This window comes from Frankia sp. CeD, assembly GCF_000732115.1.
Classification (GTDB): domain Bacteria; phylum Actinomycetota; class Actinomycetes; order Frankiales; family Frankiaceae; genus Frankia; species Frankia casuarinae.
On the sequence record NZ_JPGU01000014.1, the window covers coordinates 64,287 to 84,880 of the forward strand.

19 protein-coding genes and 5 pseudogenes (1 of these 24 only partly in view) are annotated in these 20,594 nt (G+C 70.2%); 15 read left to right on the top strand and 9 right to left on the bottom strand.

The genetic code is table 11. The features are described from left to right. From prcB to CED_RS24275, 3 genes and pseudogenes are all read left to right on the top strand, one after another. Window positions 1-639 (top strand): annotated as a pseudogene (gene prcB, locus CED_RS10470) (proteasome subunit beta); it begins 186 nt to the left of the window's first position. Window position 640: 1 nt separating this feature from the next. Then, window positions 641-1,363: a proteasome subunit alpha gene (gene prcA / locus CED_RS10475; RefSeq protein WP_035910207.1), complete on the top strand. Its 723-nt coding sequence runs from the start codon at window positions 641-643 to the stop codon at window positions 1,361-1,363. Window positions 1,364-1,563: 200 nt separating this feature from the next. Then, window positions 1,564-1,740: a hypothetical protein gene (locus tag CED_RS24275; RefSeq protein ID WP_157493378.1), complete on the top strand. Its 177-nt coding sequence runs from the start codon at window positions 1,564-1,566 to the stop codon at window positions 1,738-1,740. 90 nt (window positions 1,741-1,830) lie between these two features. On the opposite strand, the gene CED_RS10480 is transcribed toward CED_RS24275, so the two are convergent. Continuing rightward, on the bottom strand, window positions 1,831-2,550 hold the full coding sequence (locus tag CED_RS10480) for an SDR family oxidoreductase (RefSeq protein ID WP_023841073.1): 720 nt from the start codon (window positions 2,548-2,550) through the stop codon (window positions 1,831-1,833). 57 nt (window positions 2,551-2,607) lie between these two features. Between CED_RS10480 and CED_RS10485 the strand changes: the two genes are divergently transcribed. The 4 genes from CED_RS10485 to CED_RS10500 all read left to right on the top strand — a co-directional run bounded on the left by CED_RS10485 (window position 2,608) and on the right by CED_RS10500 (window position 8,647). Further along, on the top strand, window positions 2,608-3,237 hold the full coding sequence (locus tag CED_RS10485) for a TetR/AcrR family transcriptional regulator (RefSeq protein ID WP_035910209.1): 630 nt from the start codon (window positions 2,608-2,610) through the stop codon (window positions 3,235-3,237). Between the two features lie 128 nt (window positions 3,238-3,365). Beyond that, entirely contained in the window at window positions 3,366-3,800 is a 435-nt protein-coding gene (locus CED_RS10490; protein ID WP_011437019.1) for a helix-turn-helix domain-containing protein, read from the top strand. A 109-nt stretch (window positions 3,801-3,909) separates the two neighbouring features. Further along, a complete protein-coding gene (locus CED_RS10495) occupies window positions 3,910-6,351 on the top strand; it encodes an excinuclease ABC subunit UvrA (RefSeq protein WP_035910259.1) in 2,442 nt (813 codons plus the stop codon). Between the two features lie 277 nt (window positions 6,352-6,628). After that, complete coding sequence (locus CED_RS10500) at window positions 6,629-8,647, top strand: ATP-binding protein (protein WP_235187014.1); 2,019 nt, start codon at window positions 6,629-6,631, stop codon at window positions 8,645-8,647. Between the two features lie 103 nt (window positions 8,648-8,750). On the opposite strand, the pseudogene CED_RS26150 reads toward CED_RS10500, so the two are convergent. Next, window positions 8,751-8,921 (bottom strand): annotated as a pseudogene (locus CED_RS26150) (GNAT family N-acetyltransferase); the annotation flags it as partial. Between CED_RS26150 and CED_RS25255 the strand changes: the two are divergent. Beyond that, complete coding sequence (locus tag CED_RS25255; RefSeq protein WP_162492182.1) at window positions 8,913-9,080, top strand: hypothetical protein; 168 nt, start codon at window positions 8,913-8,915, stop codon at window positions 9,078-9,080. The pseudogene CED_RS26150 and the gene CED_RS25255 overlap by 9 nt on opposite strands. Here the strand turns inward: CED_RS25255 and CED_RS26155 are convergent. From CED_RS26155 to CED_RS10520, 3 genes and pseudogenes are all read right to left on the bottom strand, one after another. Then, window positions 9,077-9,283, bottom strand: a pseudogene (locus CED_RS26155) (hypothetical protein); the annotation flags it as partial. The gene CED_RS25255 and the pseudogene CED_RS26155 overlap by 4 nt on opposite strands. A gap of 40 nt (window positions 9,284-9,323) precedes the next feature. Continuing rightward, complete coding sequence (locus CED_RS10515; RefSeq protein WP_035910214.1) at window positions 9,324-9,728, bottom strand: type II toxin-antitoxin system VapC family toxin; 405 nt, start codon at window positions 9,726-9,728, stop codon at window positions 9,324-9,326. 21 nt (window positions 9,729-9,749) lie between these two features. Then, complete coding sequence (locus CED_RS10520; protein ID WP_035910216.1) at window positions 9,750-9,947, bottom strand: hypothetical protein; 198 nt, start codon at window positions 9,945-9,947, stop codon at window positions 9,750-9,752. Window positions 9,948-10,869: 922 nt separating this feature from the next. Between CED_RS10520 and CED_RS10525 the strand changes: the two are divergent. Continuing rightward, window positions 10,870-11,103: pseudogene (locus CED_RS10525) on the top strand (IS256 family transposase); the annotation flags it as partial. 171 nt (window positions 11,104-11,274) lie between these two features. Here the strand turns inward: CED_RS10525 and CED_RS10530 are convergent. The 4 genes and pseudogenes from CED_RS10530 to CED_RS10545 form a co-directional block, all read right to left on the bottom strand. Beyond that, window positions 11,275-12,456 (bottom strand): hypothetical protein, encoded by a 1,182-nt coding sequence (locus CED_RS10530; protein WP_035910219.1) that lies wholly within the window; start codon window positions 12,454-12,456, stop codon window positions 11,275-11,277. A gap of 29 nt (window positions 12,457-12,485) precedes the next feature. Further along, complete coding sequence (locus CED_RS10535) at window positions 12,486-12,797, bottom strand: hypothetical protein (RefSeq protein ID WP_035910221.1); 312 nt, start codon at window positions 12,795-12,797, stop codon at window positions 12,486-12,488. Between the two features lie 138 nt (window positions 12,798-12,935). After that, window positions 12,936-13,196 (bottom strand): annotated as a pseudogene (locus tag CED_RS10540) (hypothetical protein); the annotation flags it as partial. A 340-nt stretch (window positions 13,197-13,536) separates the two neighbouring features. Next, entirely contained in the window at window positions 13,537-14,325 is a 789-nt protein-coding gene (locus CED_RS10545; protein ID WP_035910224.1) for a dienelactone hydrolase family protein, read from the bottom strand. Between the two features lie 303 nt (window positions 14,326-14,628). Here CED_RS10545 and CED_RS10550 point away from each other — a divergent pair, with 303 nt between their 5' ends. The 6 genes from CED_RS10550 to CED_RS10575 all read left to right on the top strand — a co-directional run bounded on the left by CED_RS10550 (window position 14,629) and on the right by CED_RS10575 (window position 20,343). Next, a complete protein-coding gene (locus CED_RS10550) occupies window positions 14,629-15,816 on the top strand; it encodes a hypothetical protein (RefSeq protein ID WP_235187016.1) in 1,188 nt (395 codons plus the stop codon). A 10-nt stretch (window positions 15,817-15,826) separates the two neighbouring features. Further along, on the top strand, window positions 15,827-17,191 hold the full coding sequence (gene pafA, locus CED_RS10555) for a Pup--protein ligase (protein ID WP_035910228.1): 1,365 nt from the start codon (window positions 15,827-15,829) through the stop codon (window positions 17,189-17,191). A gap of 14 nt (window positions 17,192-17,205) precedes the next feature. Continuing rightward, window positions 17,206-17,913 carry an FKBP-type peptidyl-prolyl cis-trans isomerase gene (locus CED_RS10560; protein WP_011437008.1) on the top strand — a complete coding sequence of 236 codons (708 nt, stop codon included), beginning with the start codon at window positions 17,206-17,208 and terminating at the stop codon, window positions 17,911-17,913. Between the two features lie 169 nt (window positions 17,914-18,082). After that, window positions 18,083-19,084: a YafY family protein gene (locus CED_RS10565; protein ID WP_235187017.1), complete on the top strand. Its 1,002-nt coding sequence runs from the start codon at window positions 18,083-18,085 to the stop codon at window positions 19,082-19,084. Between the two features lie 55 nt (window positions 19,085-19,139). Beyond that, a complete protein-coding gene (locus CED_RS10570; RefSeq protein WP_011437006.1) occupies window positions 19,140-20,117 on the top strand; it encodes a YafY family protein in 978 nt (325 codons plus the stop codon). A 10-nt stretch (window positions 20,118-20,127) separates the two neighbouring features. After that, the gene (locus CED_RS10575) at window positions 20,128-20,343 is read left to right on the top strand and encodes a hypothetical protein (RefSeq protein ID WP_011437005.1); all 216 of its coding nucleotides are present in this window, start codon (window positions 20,128-20,130) and stop codon (window positions 20,341-20,343) included. The last annotated feature ends 251 nt before the right edge of the window (window positions 20,344-20,594 follow it).

The window sequence follows — 20,594 nt, forward strand, 5'->3', positions numbered from 1 at the left end:
GNCNTGATCATGGCCGGTGACCGGCGCGCGACACAGGGGCACATGATCGCTCAGCGGGACGTCGAGAAGGTCCATCACGCCGACGACTACTCCTGTGTGGGGTATGCCGGCACCGCCGGGGTCGGCGCCGAGCTGATCCGGCTGTTCCAGGTGGAGCTGGAGCACTACGAGAAGATCGAGGGGTCGACGCTGAGCCTGGACGCGAAGGCCAACCGGCTGGCGGCCATGGTCAAGGGGAACCTGCCGATGGCCCTGCAGGGCCTCGCCGTCGTCCCGCTGTTCGCCGGGTACGACCTCGACACGGGCAAAGGGCGGATCTTCTCCTACGACATCGCGGCGGCGAAGTCGGAGGAACGCACGTACGAGTCGATCGGTTCGGGCTCGGTGTTCGCGAAGGGTTCACTGAAGAAGCGGTTCCGGTCCGATCTCAGCCAGGACGACGCCGTCCGGATCAGCGTCGAGGCCCTCTACGACGCCGCCGACGACGACTCGGCGACCGGCGGGCCGGACGTAATCCGCAAGCTGTACCCGATCGTCGCGGTCGTGACGGCGGACGGCTACCGTCGCTATGCCGACGATGAGATAGAACCGGTGGTGACGGCCATCATCGCGGACCGTTCGACGAACTCGGGAGGCTGACGTGACCATGCCGTTCGGATACGCGAGCCCCGAACAGCAGGTCCGCGACAAGTCCGAGTACGCGCGCAAGGGCATCGCGCGGGGTCGCAGCGTCGTCGTCCTCACCTACGAGAACGGGATCCTGTTCGTCGCCGAGAATCCGTCGGCGACCCTGCACAAGATCAGTGAGATCTACGACCGCATCGCGTTCGCCGCGGTCGGCAAGTACAACGAGTTCGAGAACCTGCGGACGGCGGGCATCCGCCTCATGGACTCGCGTGGCTACATGTACGACCGGCGTGACGTGACCAGCCGCGCGCTCGCCAACGCCTACGCGCAGACCCTCGGTGCGATCTTCAGCGAGAGCGTCAAGCCCTACGAGGTCGAGATCGTCGTCGCCGAGGTCGGCACCTCGATCGCCGACGACCAGATCTACCGGCTGACCTATGACGGGTCGATCGCCGACGAGCGGGGTTTCGTCGCGATCGGTGGCGCCTCCGAGCAGGTCACGACGTCGCTGAAGGAGCATCACCGGGACGGCCAGCCGCTCGCCGAGGCGCTGCGTGTCGCGGTGCAGGCCCTGACCGTCGGGGTGCCCCCGGGCCTGCCGCAGAACGGCGAGCGGGTCCTCGCGGCCGCCAACCTGGAGGNCGGCATGCTGGACCGGACCCGGACCCGACGGATGTTCAAGCGGATCGTCGGCCCGGCGCTCGAGGGGCTGCTCGCGCAGACCTCGGCCACCTGACCGGCCACCTGACCGGCCCACCGTGTTCGCCGACTATCGGTCGGTTCCCGGGGCCGCGATGTCCGCCGGGGGATGACCCCGGGATGCCGAGCTCCGCGTGGCATCCCGGGACCGGGCCTGTCACCACCGGAATCTTGGCAGAGCCGTTGTTCTTACACACCCCCGCGCGGGTGCCACCGTGCCCAGCGACGGCGGGCCAGGTGCGGACCGCCGACCGGGCGAACGAGAACGTCGCACGCATCGTCCTGCGGAGCGGTGACACGGCGGCCGGCGATCTTCCCGATGGCTGGTCGCGGGCCGTGCTGCGGGAGCTGGGCACCATCCAGGCCGGCCCGTCTAACCAGGTGGTCAAGCGGCTGCTGACCAACCACCGCTGACGGGATCGCGCTGGTGCTGCCCCGCGACTGCTGGACGCGTTGCACGCGGGGCTGTCGGCAGAAGACGTCGCTGACGGGTTGGAAGGCTGGTCAGCCCATCGACACGAGACGGGCCCCGCCGTCGGTCTCGATGACTGTGCCGGTGAGGTTGGCGTTGGTGGCTGCGACGACGGTGACCTCGGCGATGTCGTCCGCGGTCGCGATCCGCTGGGTGGGGAGCGCCTGGGCGGCTTGGGCGAAGTATGCCTTCCGGGCCTCGTCGGGTATGCCACTCCACCAGGGGGTGTCGACCAGGCCGGGGGAGACGCCGTTGACCCGGATCGGCGCGAGTTCCACAGCAAGCGGCTTGACCAGGGCCTCGACGGCGCCGTTGAGGGCTGCGATGCCTGCGGTTCCTGGCATTCCGGCGCGGGCGGTGATCGCGCCGAGCAACGTGATGGAGCCGGTCGCTGTGAGGTGCGGCACAGCCGCCTGGATGGTGGTGAGGTGAGCCCAGAACTTCGCGTCGAAGGCTCGGCGGAGCATGTCGAAGTCCAGGTCAGCGACAGATCCCGAACCTTCGCTGCCACTGAGGCTGATGATCAGCCAGTCGATTCGGCCGATCGTCTCGATGACGGCGCTGATCTCGGCACGGTTGCCGCCGTCCGCCCGGTGGACGATCAGCTCCGGGTCGCTGGCCGCGACGTCATCGAGCCGCTGCTTGCCGCGGCCGACAACGTGGACCGTTGCGCCAAGGGCTTGCAGCCGCCGGGCGGTGGCCAACCCGATCCCAGACGTTCCCCCGACGACCAGCGCGGTGTGCTCGCTCACGTGATCTCCTAAATCGAACCGTTACGTCTCGTATCGGATTGACGATAGCATGCCTCCGTGACCGACCACCCCATCCCGGTCCGACCCGGACGCAAGCGCAGCGAGGAGAGCCGGCTGGCCATCCTTGCCGCGGCGATCGAGCTCGTGGGAGAGGTTGGCTACGCAGGCTTGACGATCGAGGGCATCGCGGCCCGCTCCGGCGCGGGCAAACAGACGATCTACCGCNGGTGGCCGTCCAAGGCCGACGTGCTGCTTGACGCGCTGGCCACCAAGGCCGACCTGCACGTGCCCATCCCGGACGAGGGCAGTTACACCGCCGACCTGCGTGCCTTCCTCACGGCTAGCTTCCGGCTGGGCCGTGACCAGCGGGTAGCCGATGCACTGCGCGCACTGATGGCCCACGCTCAGATCGACGAGGAGTTCCGGGGACGGTTCCGCTCCTCGTTCTTGCAGCGCCGCCGTGACGCGCTCGGGATCATCCTCGACCGGGCCCGGACCCGCGGCGAGCTGCCNCCCGTCCCTTCCCCTGGCACCGCCGCTGACCTCGTCTTCGGCGTCATCTGGTACCGGATGCTTGCCACCAGCCAACCCGTTGACGAGAATCTGATCGACGAACTCGTAACCACGCTCACCGAACCACGACCCGCCGTCGGCACATCCACTCCAGCAGCGAGGAAGGGCACATGAGCGAATCCGTGACGCGGTACTGAACCTGCACGGTCCCATCGCCACCCAGGGCGCGGCGGAGTGGACCGTTCACCTGTCCGTTGCCCGGCCCGTCCACGTGCTCGGCGCGATGTGGCACGATCTGGCAGGTGACGAGCAGACCCGTCGCGGCGCGGCGCCTGATCGACCTCGCGCGGCTGCGCCGCGTCCGCGACCGGATCGACCGGGAGTACGCGCGGCCGCTGGATGTCGAGGCGCTCGCCCGCGGCGCGCACATGTCGGCCGGGCATCTCAGCCGCGAGTTCCGGCTCGCCTACGGCGAGTCGCCGTACGCCTATCTGATGGCGCGGCGCATCGAGCGCGCAATGGCGCTGCTGCGTCGTGGCGACCTGAGTGTCACCGAGGTCTGTTTCGCGGTCGGCTGCTCGTCGCTGGCCACCGCCGCCCTCGACGGCACCTTCGCGCGGCTGCAGGCCAGCGGCGCCGAGGTCGTCCAGGAGCCGACCGAGCAGCCGTACGGCGTTCGCGACTGCGCCTCCCGCGATCCCGCGGGCAACCTGATCCGCATCAACGAGCTCCGCTGAGCCGTCCGGCGATCGCAGCATGACCGGCCCGACGGCACCTCCCGTGCACCAGGCACCTCCCGTGCACCAGGCAGATGGAGACACGATGAGCACGGCCATGAGCACGGCCATGAGCACGGCCACGAGGACGGACCCGCGGTCGCCGGACCCGCGGTCGCCGGACCCGCGGTCGCCGGCGCCGCACGTTGCCGACCGCAGCGATGTGATCCGCGTGCACGGCGCGCGCGAGAACAACCTCAGGGACGTCAGCATCGAGATCCCGAAGCGCCGGCTGACGGTGTTCACCGGCGTCTCCGGCTCGGGCAAGAGCTCGCTGGTGTTCGGCACGATCGCCGCCGAGTCGCAGCGGCTGATCAACGAGACGTACAGCGCCTTCGTGCAGGGCTTCATGCCGACGCTGGCGCGGCCCGAGGTCGACGTACTCGAAGGGCTGACAACCGCGATCATCGTCGACCAGCAGCGGATGGGAGCCGACGCCCGCTCCACGGTCGGCACCGCCACCGACGCGAACGCGATGCTGCGCATCCTGTTCAGCCGGCTCGGCGAGCCACACATCGGCTCGCCCAACGCGTTCTCCTNCAACGTCCCCTCGGTCCGAGCGGCCGGCGCGGTCACGGTCGAACGCGGTGCCGGTAAGACCAAGACCGTGAAACAGACCTACACCCGCGCCGGCGGCATGTGCCCGCGCTGCGAAGGCCGGGGCACGGTCTCCGAGATCGACCTCACCCAGCTTTTCGACGACTCCAAGTCGCTCGCCGAGGGCGCGATCACCATTCCCGGCTACAAGGTGGACGGCTGGTGGACGGTGGGGATCTTCATCGAGTCGGGCTTCCTCGACCCGAACAAGCCGATCCGCCAGTACACGAAGAAGGAACTCCGGGACTTCCTCTACAAGGAACCGACCAAGGTGAAGGTCAACGGTGTCAACCTCACCTACGAGGGGCTGGTCCCCAAGGTCCAGAAGTCGTTCCTCGCCAAGGATCCCGACGCCCTGCAGCCGCATATCCGGGCGTTCGTGGACCGGGCGGTCNCCTTCACCGCCTGTCCCGACTGCGGCGGCACCCGGCTCAGCGAGGCGGCTCGGTTCTCCAGGATCAAAGGGATCAACATCGCCGACGCCTGCGCGATGCAGATCAGTGACCTGGCCGAATGGGTCCGCGGCCTCGACGAGCCGTCGGTCGCGCCGCTGCTCGCCACGCTGCGGCGGACCCTCGACTCGTTCGTGGAGATCGGGCTGGGCTACCTCTCGCTCGACCGGCCGTCGGGCACGCTGTCGGGCGGCGAGGCGCAGCGCGTCAAGATGATCCGCCACCTCGGCTCCTCCCTCACCGACGTCACCTATGTCTTCGACGAGCCCACCACGGGCCTGCACCCCCATGACATCCGGCGGATGAACGACCTACTGCTACGGCTGCGGGACAAGGGCAACACGGTGCTCGTCGTGGAGCACGAGCCGGAGACGATCGCGATCGCCGACCACGTCGTCGACCTCGGCCCCGGCGCCGGAACGGCGGGCGGCACCGTCTGCTTCGAGGGCACCGTCGAGGGGCTGCGGGCCAGCGGCACCCGCACCGGCCGCCATCTCGACGACCGGGCCGCCCTCAAGGAGGCGGTGCGGACGCCCACCGGCCGGCTAGCGATCCGCGGCGCGACGGCGCACAACCTGCGCGGCGTCGACGTCGACATCCCGCTCGGGGTGCTTGTCGTCGTCACCGGCGTCGCCGGCTCCGGCAAGAGCTCGCTCGTGCACGGGTCGATCCCCCATCTCTCGGGGCCAGCCGGCGCGGGTGTGGTGTCGATCGACCAGGGCGCGATCCGCGGCTCGCGACGGAGCAACCCGGCGACGTACACCGGACTGCTCGACCCGATCCGCAAGGCGTTCGCGAAGGCGGGCGGCGTGAAGCCGGCGCTGTTCAGCGCCAACTCCGAGGGCGCCTGCCCCACCTGCAACGGCGTCGGGGTCATCTACACCGACCTGGCGATGATGGCCGGCGTCGCCACCACCTGCGAGGAGTGCGAGGGGAAACGGTTTGAAGCATCGGTGCTGAAGCACCATCTCGGCGGCCGCGACATCAGTGAGGTGCTCGCGATGTCGGTGACCGAGGCCGAGGAGTTCTTCGGCGCCGGGGAGGCGCGCACGCCGGCCGCGCACGCCATCCTCAACCGGCTCGCCGACGTCGGGCTCGGCTACCTCAGCCTCGGCCAGCCGCTCACCACGCTGTCCGGCGGCGAGCGGCAGCGGCTCAAGCTGGCCACCCACCTGGCCGAGAAGGGCGGCGTCTACGTCCTCGACGAGCCGACCACCGGCCTGCACCTCGCCGACGTCGAGCAGCTGCTCGGCCTGCTCGACCGGCTCGTCGACGCCGGCAAGTCGGTCATCGTCATCGAGCACCACCAGGCGGTCATGGCGCACGCCGACTGGATCATCGACCTCGGTCCCGGCGCTGGCCACGACGGCGGCCGGATCGTCTTCGAGGGCACCCCCGCCGACCTCGTCGCAGCCCGCTCCACCCTCACCGGCGAGCACCTCGCGGCCTACGTCGGCACCTGACCGAGGACACCGGCGTGCTGTTTGAAGCGGACCGGGAGGCTGGCGATGCCGCGCAGGACGAGGTCCTACGGTAGGCGAGGTGGTCCGTGAGCGGCGTCATCGTGATCCCTCTCCGGATGAGCTCGTGCAGCACGATCCGGTCAGGGTTGTCGGCCGGGTAGGCGGAAAGATCACAGAATCGTGGATGTCGCGAGCCGCGTACGGATGGCGCTGGGTATAACTTACATAGCAAGTAAGTTACAGGTGGTGTGAGTTGCTGGAGGGAGGCGGGGCGGCGGTGGCCTTTGTGAATCGCACCGACGAACTCGCCGCTCTGGAGGCGTGGTGGCGCTCGACCGACCCCCGGCCGGCGGTGGTGGGGGGACGGCGACGGGTCGGCAAAACCGCGCTGTTGCAGCGCTTCGCCCAGGGCCGTCGGTCGGTGTCCCACACCGGAGCCGGTCGGGCGGCAGTTGGGGAACTGGCGCAACTATCCCGTCAGGCGGCCATCGCGCTACCGGGGCGAATCCGTGATCTCGCTGCTCGTCCCTATCTCGACTGGGACGACGCGCTCGACGACCTCGCCGCGGCGGCTGAGCAGGAGCCGCTCCTCGTCATCCTGGACGAGTTTCCCGAGATCGTCGCCACCTCACCCGAACTGCCCGGAGTCCTGCGGGCCTTCCTCGATCGAACAGCCGGCCGGACCAGGCTGCGGATGCTCGTGTGCGGGTCGGCCGTGCGGCACATGACCGCGCTACAGGAGCAGCGGGCGCCTCTGTACGGCAGATTTGATCTGTCACTGTCGCTGCATCCGNTCCGTCCGCACGAGGCCGCACTCATGCTGCCCAGCCTGACGCCATCCGACCGGGCGCTCGTCTACGGGCTGGTTGGCGGAGTTCCGTTGTATCTGTCGTGGTGGGACCAGGGCGCCGATCTCGCTGACAACCTGCTACGGCTGGCCTGCCGGCCCGGGGCGCCGCTGCTCACCGAGGGCCAACTCGTGCTTGCCACCGAGGTGGAGCACGGTGAATACCCGGCGGCCGTGCTCCACGCGATCGCCGAGGGCCGCACCCAGTACAACGAGATCAAGGACTATATTCGGGCTGAACCGGCCCGTACTCTGGATCGGCTCGTCGAGCTGCGGCTGGNCGAACGGCTGATGCCCNTCACCGAACCAGCGCGCAGCCGTCGGCGCGTCTACCGGATCGCCGACAATTTCCTCGCTTTCTATCTCGGCGTGCTGTCTCGGTACCGCGCGGAGATCGAGCGTGGATCAGGGAAAGCACTGCTGCCAGTACTGATCGAGAGTCTGGACGGCCATCTCGGCAAACCGTGGGAGGAAGCGTTTCGCGAGCACCTACGCCGACTCGCGGTCGCCGGCGCGCTGGGCAGGGACATCGTCGCGGTCGGGCCTTGTTGGAGCGCGGGTGGGCAGAACGAGATCGATGCGGTCGTGCTCGCGGGCAGGGACCGACACCCGGTTCTGTTCGGCGAGGCGAAGTGGGCGCGCTCTGTTGACGGTCGAGGGATCTCCAGCCGGCTCCTGGAAAAGGCTAACGCTATTACATCGGCCGTTCCAGCAGCCTCGGAGCGCCAGACAGACGACGGAGCTGCCGGCCCTGACAGTGGCGGGACCGAAGGCTCTGCCCNGGCACGCCNTGCGCTGTGCGCTCGCGAGGAGATCCGTAACGCGCCGCCAGGATGTCTCACTGTCACTGCCGCCGACATCTTCGATCAGCAATATCCACCCGAGCCGCGCCGGAGCTCTCTCATCGGGACTTGGCTGGAGTACGCCGCCTGGGCCGCTGCATGTGAGCGTCCAATGGTGCTCTCATGCCGCCTTACCTCTCGGCGAGGCGCTCCGAGTCTGACCGGCCGAGGCCGCCACGAACGGCAAGGTGGCGAAGGAGGCCACCCGCGCGGAGGCCCAGCCGGCGATCGCCCCACCGGCCAGCGCGCTGACCACGAGAACACCGCTCTCGATCATGGTGGCCCGGCCGATCCAGGTCTCGTAGAGCTTGCTCGAGCCTGTCTCCTCCAGGACGACGTCGTAGACGATGCTGTCCACGGTGCCGGAGCTCAGCGCGAAATAGATGCCGAGGATCATGGCCACGGCGATATAGGTCGCAACGTTCCTGCTCAGGCCGGCCGGTCGGCTCCCTACTTAGCCCAGGCCGGTGTGCGGGAGGCAGTGCTCGGCTTCGAACAACCCGGGGCGGCTGGCCAGGAGAAGGTCCCGGTTTTCGACGCGGGGCCCGGTGGCGGGCAGCGACCAGGTCAAGCCAGACCCGGTCGCGCAGCTCGATACCGTCGATGACGACGCAGCCGGGGTAGCCCGTCGCCGCCGTGAAAGCGTCGCGTTCGACCGAGCGGAACCGGAACCCGCGCCGCTGGTAGAAGCGCAGGTTGTCGATGTCGGCGGCGGCCGTCGCGACGAGCAGCGCGGTCACCGGAGCACCCGCGAGAAGCTCGACCAGTGACTCGATGAGCGCCCGGCCTATCCCATGTCCCTGATGGGGCTTCAGCACTGCCATGTTCTTGATCTCGACCGTCTGTGGGTGTCCGGTGGGAACGAATTGAAGATGTCCCACGATTCGGTCGTCGAGGAGCGCGACCAGAACGTGGCCGAGGTGGAGGTAGGCGTCGAGTTGACTGGCCGAGTCTTCGGCCAGCTCGAACAGAGGGCGGAGCTCGCGTCGATCGCCCTGGTACTGCTGAATTCGTGGTGTCGTGGTCATGGCTCTTTTTAGCAGCGCCAACCTGCGCCGGCCGTTTCCGCCACCGGTCTTCTCCATGGCTGACCGGACAGCCTCGGGCTGGCCCGCCAACATCGCCGCGCGTTGAGGATGGCGCGGGTGTGGAGGAGGTCGAAACCGGCGCGCTGCGTGTTCTGCTGGGACTTCGATCCCGGCTGAGTCGTCACGGTGGCGACGTCGCAGCCGGCCACCACGGCGTNCCGCATGNCCCCGGGGCCCGCCGTTCGGAAGCAGCGGTTACTCCTCGCCAAGAATCCGTAGACCACGATGATCCCTGAAGTACATGCAGTCCTTCGGGTTCAAGGTGGCGAGCGGCAGATTGTGAGTGAGGCAGCACGCCGCGATCCACATGTCGTTGACTGGACGGGGCTGTCCGGCCCGGGTGGCGGCTGCGGAGAGTACGCCCCAGGTGGCAGCGACGGCTTCGTCTCCGGGTAGTACAGGGATTCCTGAAAGCCAGTCGGCGAGTTCCCGACGTCGACGACTACCCCAGTCTCGCGGATCGGTCCACTTGGTGAGCTCACCGAAGGTCACGAAGGTGATCAGCGGCCGGCGGCCGATCAGGCGGGTTGCCACGGGCCTGCTGAGCCTGCGCTTGTGACTCAGGGACACGATGTCGGTGTCAAGGACGACGGGCTGCACGGCGACGGCTCAGGCGACGGCTCAGGCGACGTCGCGACGACGCTCGGCGTAGGTGAACGCGAGGAACTCGTCGAGCTCCTCGTCGGAATCGAAGGTGTCAGCGGCCAGGTCGTCGAGCGAGCGGATGGGTTGGGTACCTCTCGTGGCCAGGAGCTCCTCGACGGTGACCGTGGGGCGCAGCGGCGGGTACAACGGATGGCCGANCCCTGGAGTGCTCATGGACGAGACCTCCTCGCTGGCGTCTCCGGCACACTGCAGCCAGGACCGGCATACGGCGCGACGCACAGCTCGCGACCCGTGCAGCTGTGGCATGGATACACAGGTACGCCCATTCCACCCGGACGAGTTCATCCAGCCCGCGCCGATGGATGGGCGGCCGGCTTGTGGACGTTCGTCTGCGAGGTGGGCGGCGGCCATCCCCAGCCAGGACCACACCGCGGGCTGGCGACCACCCCGCAGACGGCCGGGTAGCCCGGGTTGACGGAGAAATTCGGCCTGGATGTCGAGCTGCCCGCCGTGCTCACCGAGCACCGGGCCGGCGGGTGGGTACGGCCCCGTGGAGCGGACGTACGCCCGTCGCCGGCCGAAGGACTTCGCACGCCTGGTGGCGCACTGCGGGCATCGCCCGGTTCGTATTGTGCGAACTTGACGACTAGCAAAAGGTTGGACGAAATCCCAGGTCGCACCAATAGTCCTGAATACCTGTGGACAGAACCGGGCGCAACCCGAACCGCCACCCCACCATCCCCGGCCCCACGATCAACATCCCCGATCGCACAAGCAGGCCGTCTGCCAGCGGAAACGTGCGGCCACGGCGGGGAACGTCCATGCACGGGGNGCGGGNCACGACCCGGGATGACACCAGTGGTCGAAGCCGGCAGACCATGGCCCCGAGCGCCAGCCCGGACATCCGCCGTTGAGTGGTGCGCTCGGGTAGCGGGAACGACACGTCCACGATGACCGGTATTACATGGTGGGACGCTGCCCGCTGTTCAATCACTTCGCTGTTGACCGACATGCGGATAGGGAACGAGCAATGGTTGAGACCTGTGGATCGGCTGGGGAGGGCGTACCTTCCCGGTGATCGAGGTTGAGGTCTCAGTCAGACCGACGTTGGCGCGTCGGTCTGGAAGGCGCGCCCGTGCTCACGGTAGTCCCCGAAGACGGCACGCCCGCCGATGGTCCGGCGAGCAGCCCGTCGCTGATCGACGAGATCGTGCGGGAAGGTGCCCGGCGGATGCTCGCCGCCGCCCTGGAAGCCGAGGTCGACGCCTACATCGCGGAACTCGCTGACCAGCGTGACGAACACGGCCGCCGGCTGGTCGTCCGTGACGGTCACGCCCAGCCGCGGCAGGTGATGACCTCCGGCGCCGTGTTCGAGGGCGGCCAGCTCATCGAACGACCCACCACCCCACCCGTGACCCAAGCCGCCTAGCGATCACCATCCACAAGTCTTGGCAATTCCTCCAGGGAAACCGGACGGGCGCCCCCGCCTCGGATCAGTGTCGGGTCGCCGGCAGATCAACCGCGGAGACCTGAGGACGGGTCACTGCCCGGTCGTGACGGCACCGAGGCCGGCACGGTCGAAACGGGCGATCAGACTGGGCTTCCGGAGATGTACTTGGCGCAGGAGCGTGAACCGTCGGGCAAACTCCACGGTGGTGCCGGAACGTGAGGCCAGCGCCTGCAGATCCCCAAGAAGGTCGACGGCCGCGTCGTAGTCGCTCTGCCTGCGGGTGTCGATCAGCGCGTCAACGCGCCCCCAGGCCGTGTCACCATCACGGGCCAGAGTGTCCAGCCGTTTCTCCCGAGCCAGCGCCCGCGCCTGGGCATCGCGGGCGTCCTGCTCGGCACGAGCAGCCTCGGCGCGCCGCCGGCGTTCCTGGCGGATGTCCGCGGCGGCGTCCAGCAGTTGGGCGACCGTGCGGCGGGGNCGGCCATCCCGGAGGGGATCAGGCTCGCCACGAAAGCGCCGTAGCACTTCCATCTGGACCCGGGCCCCATGGCCCTGTGTGACCTGGAGCAGGAGTTTCTCCTTGTCACCGGAGGGAAGATCCTTGATCCACCCGNCCAGGGCGTGGGGATCTTCCCTGGCCTGGGCCGCAGGCGGACTCGCCTGGGCCGCGGTGGCAAGCAGATCGGCGTCGAGACGGAGGAAATCCACCAGGGCCCGCTGCGGTGCGGTCAGGGAACCCAGCCCGGCGGGCACCGGCGGCTCGAGATCGTCCTCCTCCTCGTCGTCGAAGGCCTCCTCGTCGCGTTCCCACACCCCGTAGGCCGCCAGCCAGGCCAGATAAAGCGGCCGCAGATCACCGGCGGCGAGTTCGGCACGGACACCGACGATCGCCGACAACGAGTCCTCGGCGCCCTCCACCCAGTCCCCGCCCTCGTCCTCACTACTCAGATCGAGGACGAGATGCTCTCCGGTGGTCCAGGCGGTCACCTGCGGATCGACGCAGTACTGCTCGGCGACCTTGAGAGCGAGCAGGGCGCGGGGCAGGCGGAGCATCACCCGGCGGGTGCCCCAGTTCGCGAGATAGAGATGGGCGTCGTAGAGGCGCTCCACCATCTTCCGGGGATCATCGCGGAAGTCACCCCAGTGGTATTCGTTGGTGAAACTGGTGGCGGTGATCCTGGCCCGGGTGGACAGCGCGCGGACCTCGTCCTGCTGCCGCGCGTCCAGAGGCCGGTCGACGGCCAGGAACTCGTAGTACTGGTACGTGGACATCTTCTACCTTATTTTGCCGCTTCGCCCCGTCAGGCTGCCCAGCGCCGGTAGGCCTCGATCCATTCCGCCCCACCCGGAGGAGGGTCGGGCAGCCGCAGGTCCAGAATCCCGATCGCCTGGCGATACCTCCCCCGAGCGCAGACCGCGACGATACCGCTTCCAGGCAGCAGATCGATCCCCATCACTGTCACTTCCACGCCCAGTACGGTGGCCCGGAAGGGAACGGTGAGGCTGTCCTCCATCACTGCGTGAAACGCCGCGAGCTGTTCGTCCTCACCACAGGCGTCGACGACGGCACTCTCGACCAGCGCGTCCAGCTCGACGTCACTCAGCTCCGCCATGGTCGGCAGCCTACCGACGCGATGGGCGGACAATCCTCACCGGCCCTCGTCCTACCTGCACTAGGGTATGACCGGGTCCGTGGTCCGCCCGCACCACGACAGCCTGCTCGCGGCCGCCCGCGCTCGTCGACGGCGCAGGGTGCTGCCCACCGCGATGGCCAGCGAGAACAACAACGCGTCTATCAGCGGCCGGGCCAGCACCAGGTTGATGACGAAGATCGAGCCGGTGAGCACGCCGGCGACCCGGGCCAGTAGCCCGGAGAACCGGCGCAGCCCCATCTGGAACTGGGTCTCCTCGTGCCGTTCGCCCAGCCCGAGCGCAATCCGGCCGAACTGGGTACGCGCGCCGGTGGCGACCACCACGGCCGCCGCCGAGCCGGTCCGCACGAGTGTGCCCAGACGCATCCACGATCCCGGTCCCCATACTCCAACCGTTACGCTGCCAGCAGAGCAGACTTACGCTGAGCCGCGCCAGCTGTCGCTAGCTATGACGTGGCATCAGCTATGACGTGGCATCAGAGCAGCCTAGCCGCGGCACCGTCCGGGGCCCGGACCGCCGCCGGCCGCGGGCTTGTCGACCTCCTGGATTCCCACCACCTCCGGTGGGCCGTACCTGGCGCGCACCGCCGCCCTCATCCGCCGCCGATCTCTCGCGTGCGCCCACCGTGATCTCTGGACGCCAGATGGGTGATGCTCGTGAGGTCGATGGTGACGATCTTCGATTGGCCGGCCGGGCGCCTCAGCGGGGGCGAACGTGCCGGTCGAGGAAGGCGAGTGCCCGTGACCAGCCGTCGGCCGCGGCGACCGGGCGGTAGAGCGCCTCCCGGTCATCGCTGTGGAAGGCGTGGCCGGCCCCGGCGTAGCTGACCAGCTCCGTCGGGGCGCCCGAGCGGGCGGCCGCGGCTCGTAGGGCGGCGATCTCGTCGGTGGAGATCAGGGCGTCTTCCTCGCCGTAGAGGCCGAGCCACGGCCCGCGCAACGACGGTGCCGCCTCCACCAGGGCGGGGATGCCGGGCCAGTACGGTGTGCTGATCCCGCCGCCGTAGAACGACACCGCCGCGGCGAGGGTGTGCCGGGTGGCGGTGTGCAGCGCGACCGTGCCACCCATGCAGAAGCCGATGATCGCGCTCCGCTCGGCGGGGAAGCCCGCGGCGAGGAGGTGCCCGAGCGCCGCGTCGATGTCGGCGTCGATGCCCGCGCCGGACAGGGTGCCCATCGTCGACGTGGCCGCGGCCCAGCCGTCGGCCGGGTCCACCTCGTCCAGCCCGTCGCGGTGATACAGGTGCGGGGCCACGGTGAGCCAGCNGGCGGCGGCGAGCCGGTCGCAGACGGAGACCAGGTACGGCGTGATGCCTCGGGCGTCCTGGACGACGACCAAGCCGCCGCGCGGCGGGTCCTTCGCGGCCGGGGCGAGGACCGTGAGCGGCAGCCCGCCGCGGCCGCGGACGGCCTGCGCCCGCAGCCGGGCCCTGTCTTCGCCGTCATGTCGTGTTCGATGGGACGCCGCGTCGTTCGTTCCGGTTGCCATGTCGCCATCCTTCCCGCCGGGGAGCCTTCCCGCCCGATCCGCCTGTCCCGCCCATGGTCCGTCGACCACCTGGTGTCCGGAACCGCCGCGGACCGGCGGATTCACCCGGACATGCCGGCCGCGACACGCCGCCGGACAAGCCCCGACAGCATGAAGGCGTCACGCTACTCCCTGTAGCAGCCTGGCGGGTGTCGCCGGACGGAGGGAGGACACGGTGAGGCAACCACTGCCGAGGGTGGCGGCGGCCTGGGAGGGCGCGGTGGACCCGGCGCACGTCGACCGGACCGTCGGAGTCCTCCTGTGGTGACCGGGGAACGGCATCGTGGCGGCGGCGAACATGATCCTCTTCCGGGGCAGCGCCCCGAGCCGGGACACTCGGCGCCGTCGCCCCCGCCGGCCTCGGGCGAGACCGGCCTGCCCGGCCTGCCCGGCCCGGCCGATCCGGCCGGACGGGCGTGGGCCCGGTTCGGCGGCGTTGACGGGCTCGGCACGCACGGTGTCCGGCGGATCGCCGTCATCACCGTCGGCATGGCCCTGCTGATGGGCGTCCTGGTCTGGCTGTACGGAACGTCCGTCACCAGCCTGCGTCCCCGGGACCTGCCGATCCTCACCGTGGGCCCGGCACCCGCGGCGACCGCGCTCGCCGACCAGATCAGCCGGGTGGAGCCGGGCGCCCTCACGGTGCGCACGGTGCCGACGGTGGCCGCCGCCGACCGTGCGCTGCGCGAGCGTGACGCCTACGCCGCGATCGTCATCGGCGGCAACGGCCTGACCCTGCGGGTCGCCTCCGCGGCGAGTCCGGCGGTCACCGAGGCGCTGACCCGGGGCATCCGGGTGTTCATGCCAGGTCTGGAGATCCCGGTGGTCGACGTGGTGGCCAACGCGCCACGGGACCAGGCCGGCGGCGGGCTGGCGGCCGGTTACCTCCCGTTGACGCTGGTGATCACCGCGGCCGGCGTGCTGCTGGCACGGATGGTGGGGTCGCGGGTGATCCGGCTCGCCGGGCTCGCCGCGCTCGCGGTGCTCTCCGGCTTCGCCGGGGCCGTCGCGCTGCAGGGGGCGTTGGACGTCCTGCCCGGGGAGTTCCTGACGACGATGGCGGTCGTGACGTTGCTGGCGCTGGCCGTCGCCGGGCCGGTCCTGGGACTCGGGGCGGTCGCGGGCGTGCCGGGTCTCGTCGCCGCGGTGCTGGTTCTGGTCGCCGGTGCCGCTCTGTCGGCGGCGGCCTCCGCCCCGGAGATGCTGCCACGGCCCTGGGGCGACATCGGCCAGTTTGCGCCGCCGGGGGCGGGTGCCACGCTGCTGCGCTCGACGGCCTACTTCGACGGTGCCGGCGGTGGCCGTCCGGTACTGGTCCTCGCCGGCTGGTTCGTCGTCGGGCTGGGCCNGGCGGTTGTCGGTCGACCCGTCCGTCCGCAGGAGGGGCGAATCCGCATCAGGGTGACATCCGGCCCGAGCGTCCCGGCGCGCCGAGGCGGCATCCGAGCATAGGGTCACAGACGTGGACCGCCGCATCTTCGGACTGGAGAACGAGTACGGCGTCACCTGCGTGTTCCGGGGGCAGCGACGGCTGTCCCCGGACGAGGTGGCACGGTACCTGTTCCGTCGTGTCGTGTCATGGGGACGTAGCAGCAACGTGTTCCTCAAGAACGGCGCCCGTCTCTACCTGGATGTCGGTAGCCATCCGGAGTACGCCACCCCGGAATGCGACTCCGTGCCCGACCTGGTCACCCACGACAAGGCCGGGGAACGCATCCTCGAGGGCCTGCTCGTCGAGGCCGAACGACGGCTGCGCGAGGAGGGCATCGCCGGCGACATCCATCTGTTCAAGAACAACACCGACTCCGCCGGCAACAGCTACGGCTGTCACGAGAACTACCTCGTCGGTCGGCACGGCGAGTTCTCGAAGCTCGCGGACGTGCTGGTGCCGTTCCTNGTCAGCCGGCAGATCCTGTGCGGCGCGGGCAAGGTGCTGCAGACCCCGCGGGGCGCGGTGTACTGCATCTCCCAGCGCGCCGAGCACATCTGGGAGTCGGTGTCCTCGGCGACCACCCGGTCCCGGCCGATCATCAACACCCGTGACGAGCCGCACGCCGACGCCGAGCGGTTCCGGCGGCTGCACGTGATCGTCGGCGACTCGAACATGAGCGAGACGACCATGCTGCTCAAGCTCGGGGCGACCGACCTGGTGCTGCGCATGATCGAGGCCGGTGTGATGCTGCGGGACATGACCCTGGAGAACCCGATCCGGGCGATTCGCGAGGTCAGCCACGACATGACCTGCCAGCGCAGGATCAAGCTGGCCAACGGACGTGAGGTCAGCGCGCTGGACATCCAGCGGGAGTACCACTCCAAGGCGGTCGAGTTCGTGGAGCGCCGCGGCGGGGACGGGGACGAGGTCGCCAAGCGGGTGCTCGACCTGTGGGGCCGTACCCTGCTCGCGATCGAGACCGACGACCTCGAGCTCGTCGCCCGTGAGATCGACTGGGTGACGAAGTACGTGCTCATCGAGCGTTTCCGGCACAAGCACGGGCTGTCGCTGGCCTCGCCGCGGGTCGCCGAGCTCGACCTGAAATACCACGACATCCACCGCGACCGGGGCCTGTACTACCGGATGGAACGGGCTGGTCTGGTCGAGCGCGTCACCCGTGATCTCGACGTCTTCGAGGCCAAGTCACGCCCCCCGCAGACCACCCGCGCCCGGCTGCGCGGCGAGTTCATCAAGCGTGCCCAGGAGAAACGCCGGGACTTCACAGTCGACTGGGTCCACCTGAAGCTCAATGATCAGGCCCAGCGTACGGTCCTGTGCAAGGACCCGTTCCGTTCCGTTGATGATCGGGTCGACAAGCTCATCGCCAGTATGTGAGGACTCGAGCCCCTGTGATGTTCGTGCCGCGACGCGCCGGCGTCGTCCTGCCCTTCGCGTCAGCCCGTCCCGGCTCGCGTGGCAGCGGCCGTCGGCCGTCCGCCACCCGCCGGCACCCGCTCGCGGGTGCCGTGCTGCCCGCCGTGCTGCTCGCCCCGCTCCTGGTCGGCTGCGGCGCCTCCGACGCCCCCGACGGCACCAGGGCGGCGCCGGTGCCCTCCCGGACGGCCGTCGACGACACCTCCGGGCGGGTCCCCGCGGTCGCGGGTGCCACCGACCTGAGCCGCAAGCCGATCTCCGCGGCGGGCCGGGGGACGGCGCCGGCCACGTTGGTCACCACCGATCTCGTGACCGGTCACGGCGCGCTCGCCTCCGCCACCAGCACCGTCACCGTCCGGTACGTGGGCGTGCTCTGGCGCGACGGCAAGGAGTTCGACAGCAGCTGGGCGGGGGGCCAGCCGGCGACCTTCCCGCTGGACGGCACGATCGCCGGCTTCGGGCAGGGCATCGACGGGATGCGCGTCGGCGGCCGCCGCCAGATCATCATCCCGCCGGACCTCGGATATGGCCCGGTGGGGGGACGTCCGCCGACGATCCTCGCCGACGACACTCTGGTGTTCGTGGTGGACCTGATCGCGGTCGACGGCGCCACCTCGGGTGTTGGGGCCACGCCGGGTGTTGGGGCCACGCCGGGTGTTGGGGCCGGCGCCGGCCAGCCGTAGCCCACGGGCCCTCACCCGGCCCGGCCGCGGGTGGCCCGGTGGGCCCGGTGCGACCGGTGGGCCAGCGGCGGTGATGGGGNGCTGCGTGCCCGGTGAACTCCGGCGGCTACCCTTTACGGGTGTGTCCCGGCGACGGGTGGAGCGGCTCCTCAACCTGACGATGTGCCTGATGGCGACATCGCGTTTCCTCACCGTGTCCCAGATCGGCGAGCTGGTGGAGGGCTACGAGCCCGGGCGCACCGAGGAGGAGCAGGACGCCTTCCGGCGGATGTTCGAGCGGGACAAGGCGTATCTGCGGGAGATCGGCATCCCCTTGGAGACCGGCGCGGACTCGGCGTTCAGCAACGAGACCGGCTACCGCATCCGCCGCGGCGACTACGCGCTGCCCGACATCGCCCTGGAACCGGACGAGGCCGCGGCCCTGGCCGTCGCCGGCTCGCTGTGGTCGAGCACGGCGCTCGCCGGGCCGGCCGCCAGCGCCCTGCGCAAGCTCGCCGCGGGCGGGGCCGCGGTGAGCGGTGGCGGGCTCGGCGTGCTCGACGGCTTCGAACCGCGGGTCGATGCGACCGAGCCGGCCTTCGAGCAGTGCCTCGCGGCGGTCCAGGCCGGTCGGACCATCCGCTTCCCGTACCGGAAGGTCGGTGAGACGGACTCCGCCGACCGGCACGTCGAGCCCTGGGGGGTGCTGTCGTGGCGGGGGCGGTGGTACCTTGCCGGGCACGATCTGCACCGTGGCGCGGCCCGGGTGTTCCGGCTGTCCCGGTTCACCGGCCCGGTGCGCATGGTCGGACCGGCCGGCGCGGTCCAGGTCCCGCCAGGGGTCGATCTGCGGGCGATGGTCTCGGCGCAGGCCCCCCCGGACCGCTTCCGGACCGCCACGCTGGCGGTCCGCCGGGGCAGCGCGCACGCGCTGCGGCGGTACGCCCGCCCGTCGCCGGATACGAATCCACCGCCGGGCATGGATCTGCTGGAGATGGACTTCGCCGACACCGAACAGCTCGCCCGGTGGATCGTCGGATCGGGTCCGGACGTCGTCGTCGTCGACCCACCCGAGCTGCGCGCGGCTGTGGTCGGTCGGCTCCGGGCGGCCCTCGCGGGCACCGCCGCCCGCGACGTGGCGTCCCCACCTGCGGGGGTGCGCCGCGACGAACGTCCGGTGAGCGCCCGATGATCCGTCGGGCGGCGCCCGCCCCGGCNCATCGTCCACCGCCCGCCCCGGGCACGCGGTGAGCGCCGCCACCGACCGGCTGAGCCGGCTGCTCGCGCTCGTCCCCTGGTTGCGGGCGCATCCCGGGATCTCCCTGACCGAGGCGGCCGCGGCCTTCGGGATCACCCCCCGCCAGCTGCGCGACGACCTCGACCTGCTGTTCGTCTGCGGCCTGCCCGGCGGCGCGCCCGGGGACCTCATCGACCTGAGCTACTCCGGCGATCAGATCACCATCGTCGATCCGCAGACCCTCGACCGGCCGCTGCGGCTGTCGGTCGACGAGGCGACCGCCCTGATCGTCGCCGCCCGCGCGCTCGCCGACGTGCCCGGCCTCGCCGGCCGCGAGGCCCTGGATCGGGCGCTGGAGAAGCTGGAGGAGGCGGTCGGCACCGCCGGCACCGCCGCCGTCGGCCAGGTACGCGTCACCCTCGACGTCCACGACGAGGTCCTCGCGGTGGTGCAGCGGGCGCTGCGGGACCGCCGGCGGGTGCATCTGCGCTACCTGGTGTGGTCCCGCGACGAGCTGACCGAGCGCGAGGTCGACCCGATGCGGGTGCTGGTCCAGGACGGCCGCTGGTACCTGGAGGGATGGTGCCACCGGGCGGAGGCGGTGCGGCTGTTCCGGCTGGACCGCATCGACGGGCCGGGCGGGGTGACGATCCTCGACGCCCCGGCGGTTCCGCCGCCGGGCACGGTGTCCCGCGACACCAGGGAGGGGATCTACCGGCCCGGCCCGGCGGACGTGCGGGTCGTGCTGGAGCTGGCGTCCCCGGCCCGGTGGGTGGCCGACTACTACCCGGTCACCGGGATGCGCGAGCTGCCCGGTGGACGGCTCGAGGTCACGCTGTACGCCGGGGAGACCTTCTGGCTGCACCGGCTGGTCCTCGGCCTCGGGGCCGACGTGCGGGTGGTCGAGCCGCCGGCGCTCGCCGAGGAGGTGCACGCCTTGGCCCGCCGGGCCCTGCTCGCCTACGGGCTCACGCCGACCGCCGAGTAGGGTGATCGGTATGCTCTGGGCGCTCCTCTACCTCGTCCTCATCGTCGGCGCGCTTGCCCTGCTGGCGCTCAGTGCGTGGCGAGTGTGGCAGAAGATGCGCGCGGTGCGGGCCGTCACGACGGAGCTGTCCGCGCGGGTCTCGGTCCTGGCCTCGGACACCGCGGCGCTCGCGGCGCGGCTCGACCACGCCGAGGTCAGCGCGCGGCTCGCCGAACGCACGTCCTGACCGGCTCCTCGCCCGACCGGATCCGTGGTCCCCGTGTGGTCTGACGGGAGCGACCGTCGCGTGACGTCGATCGTGCCATACGACGTTGTGTCGCCACAATTTGGGACTTCCGGGTTGACGAGGTAGCGGTCGGTGATGATTTGGGTTTCCGGTGTCGTTGTGGACACGCTTTGCCCGCCGAGTGCTACGAGCTATCGTGCAGGCTGACTTCGTTGCGCATCCGTCATCTCCGGGATACCCGCACGCCGTCT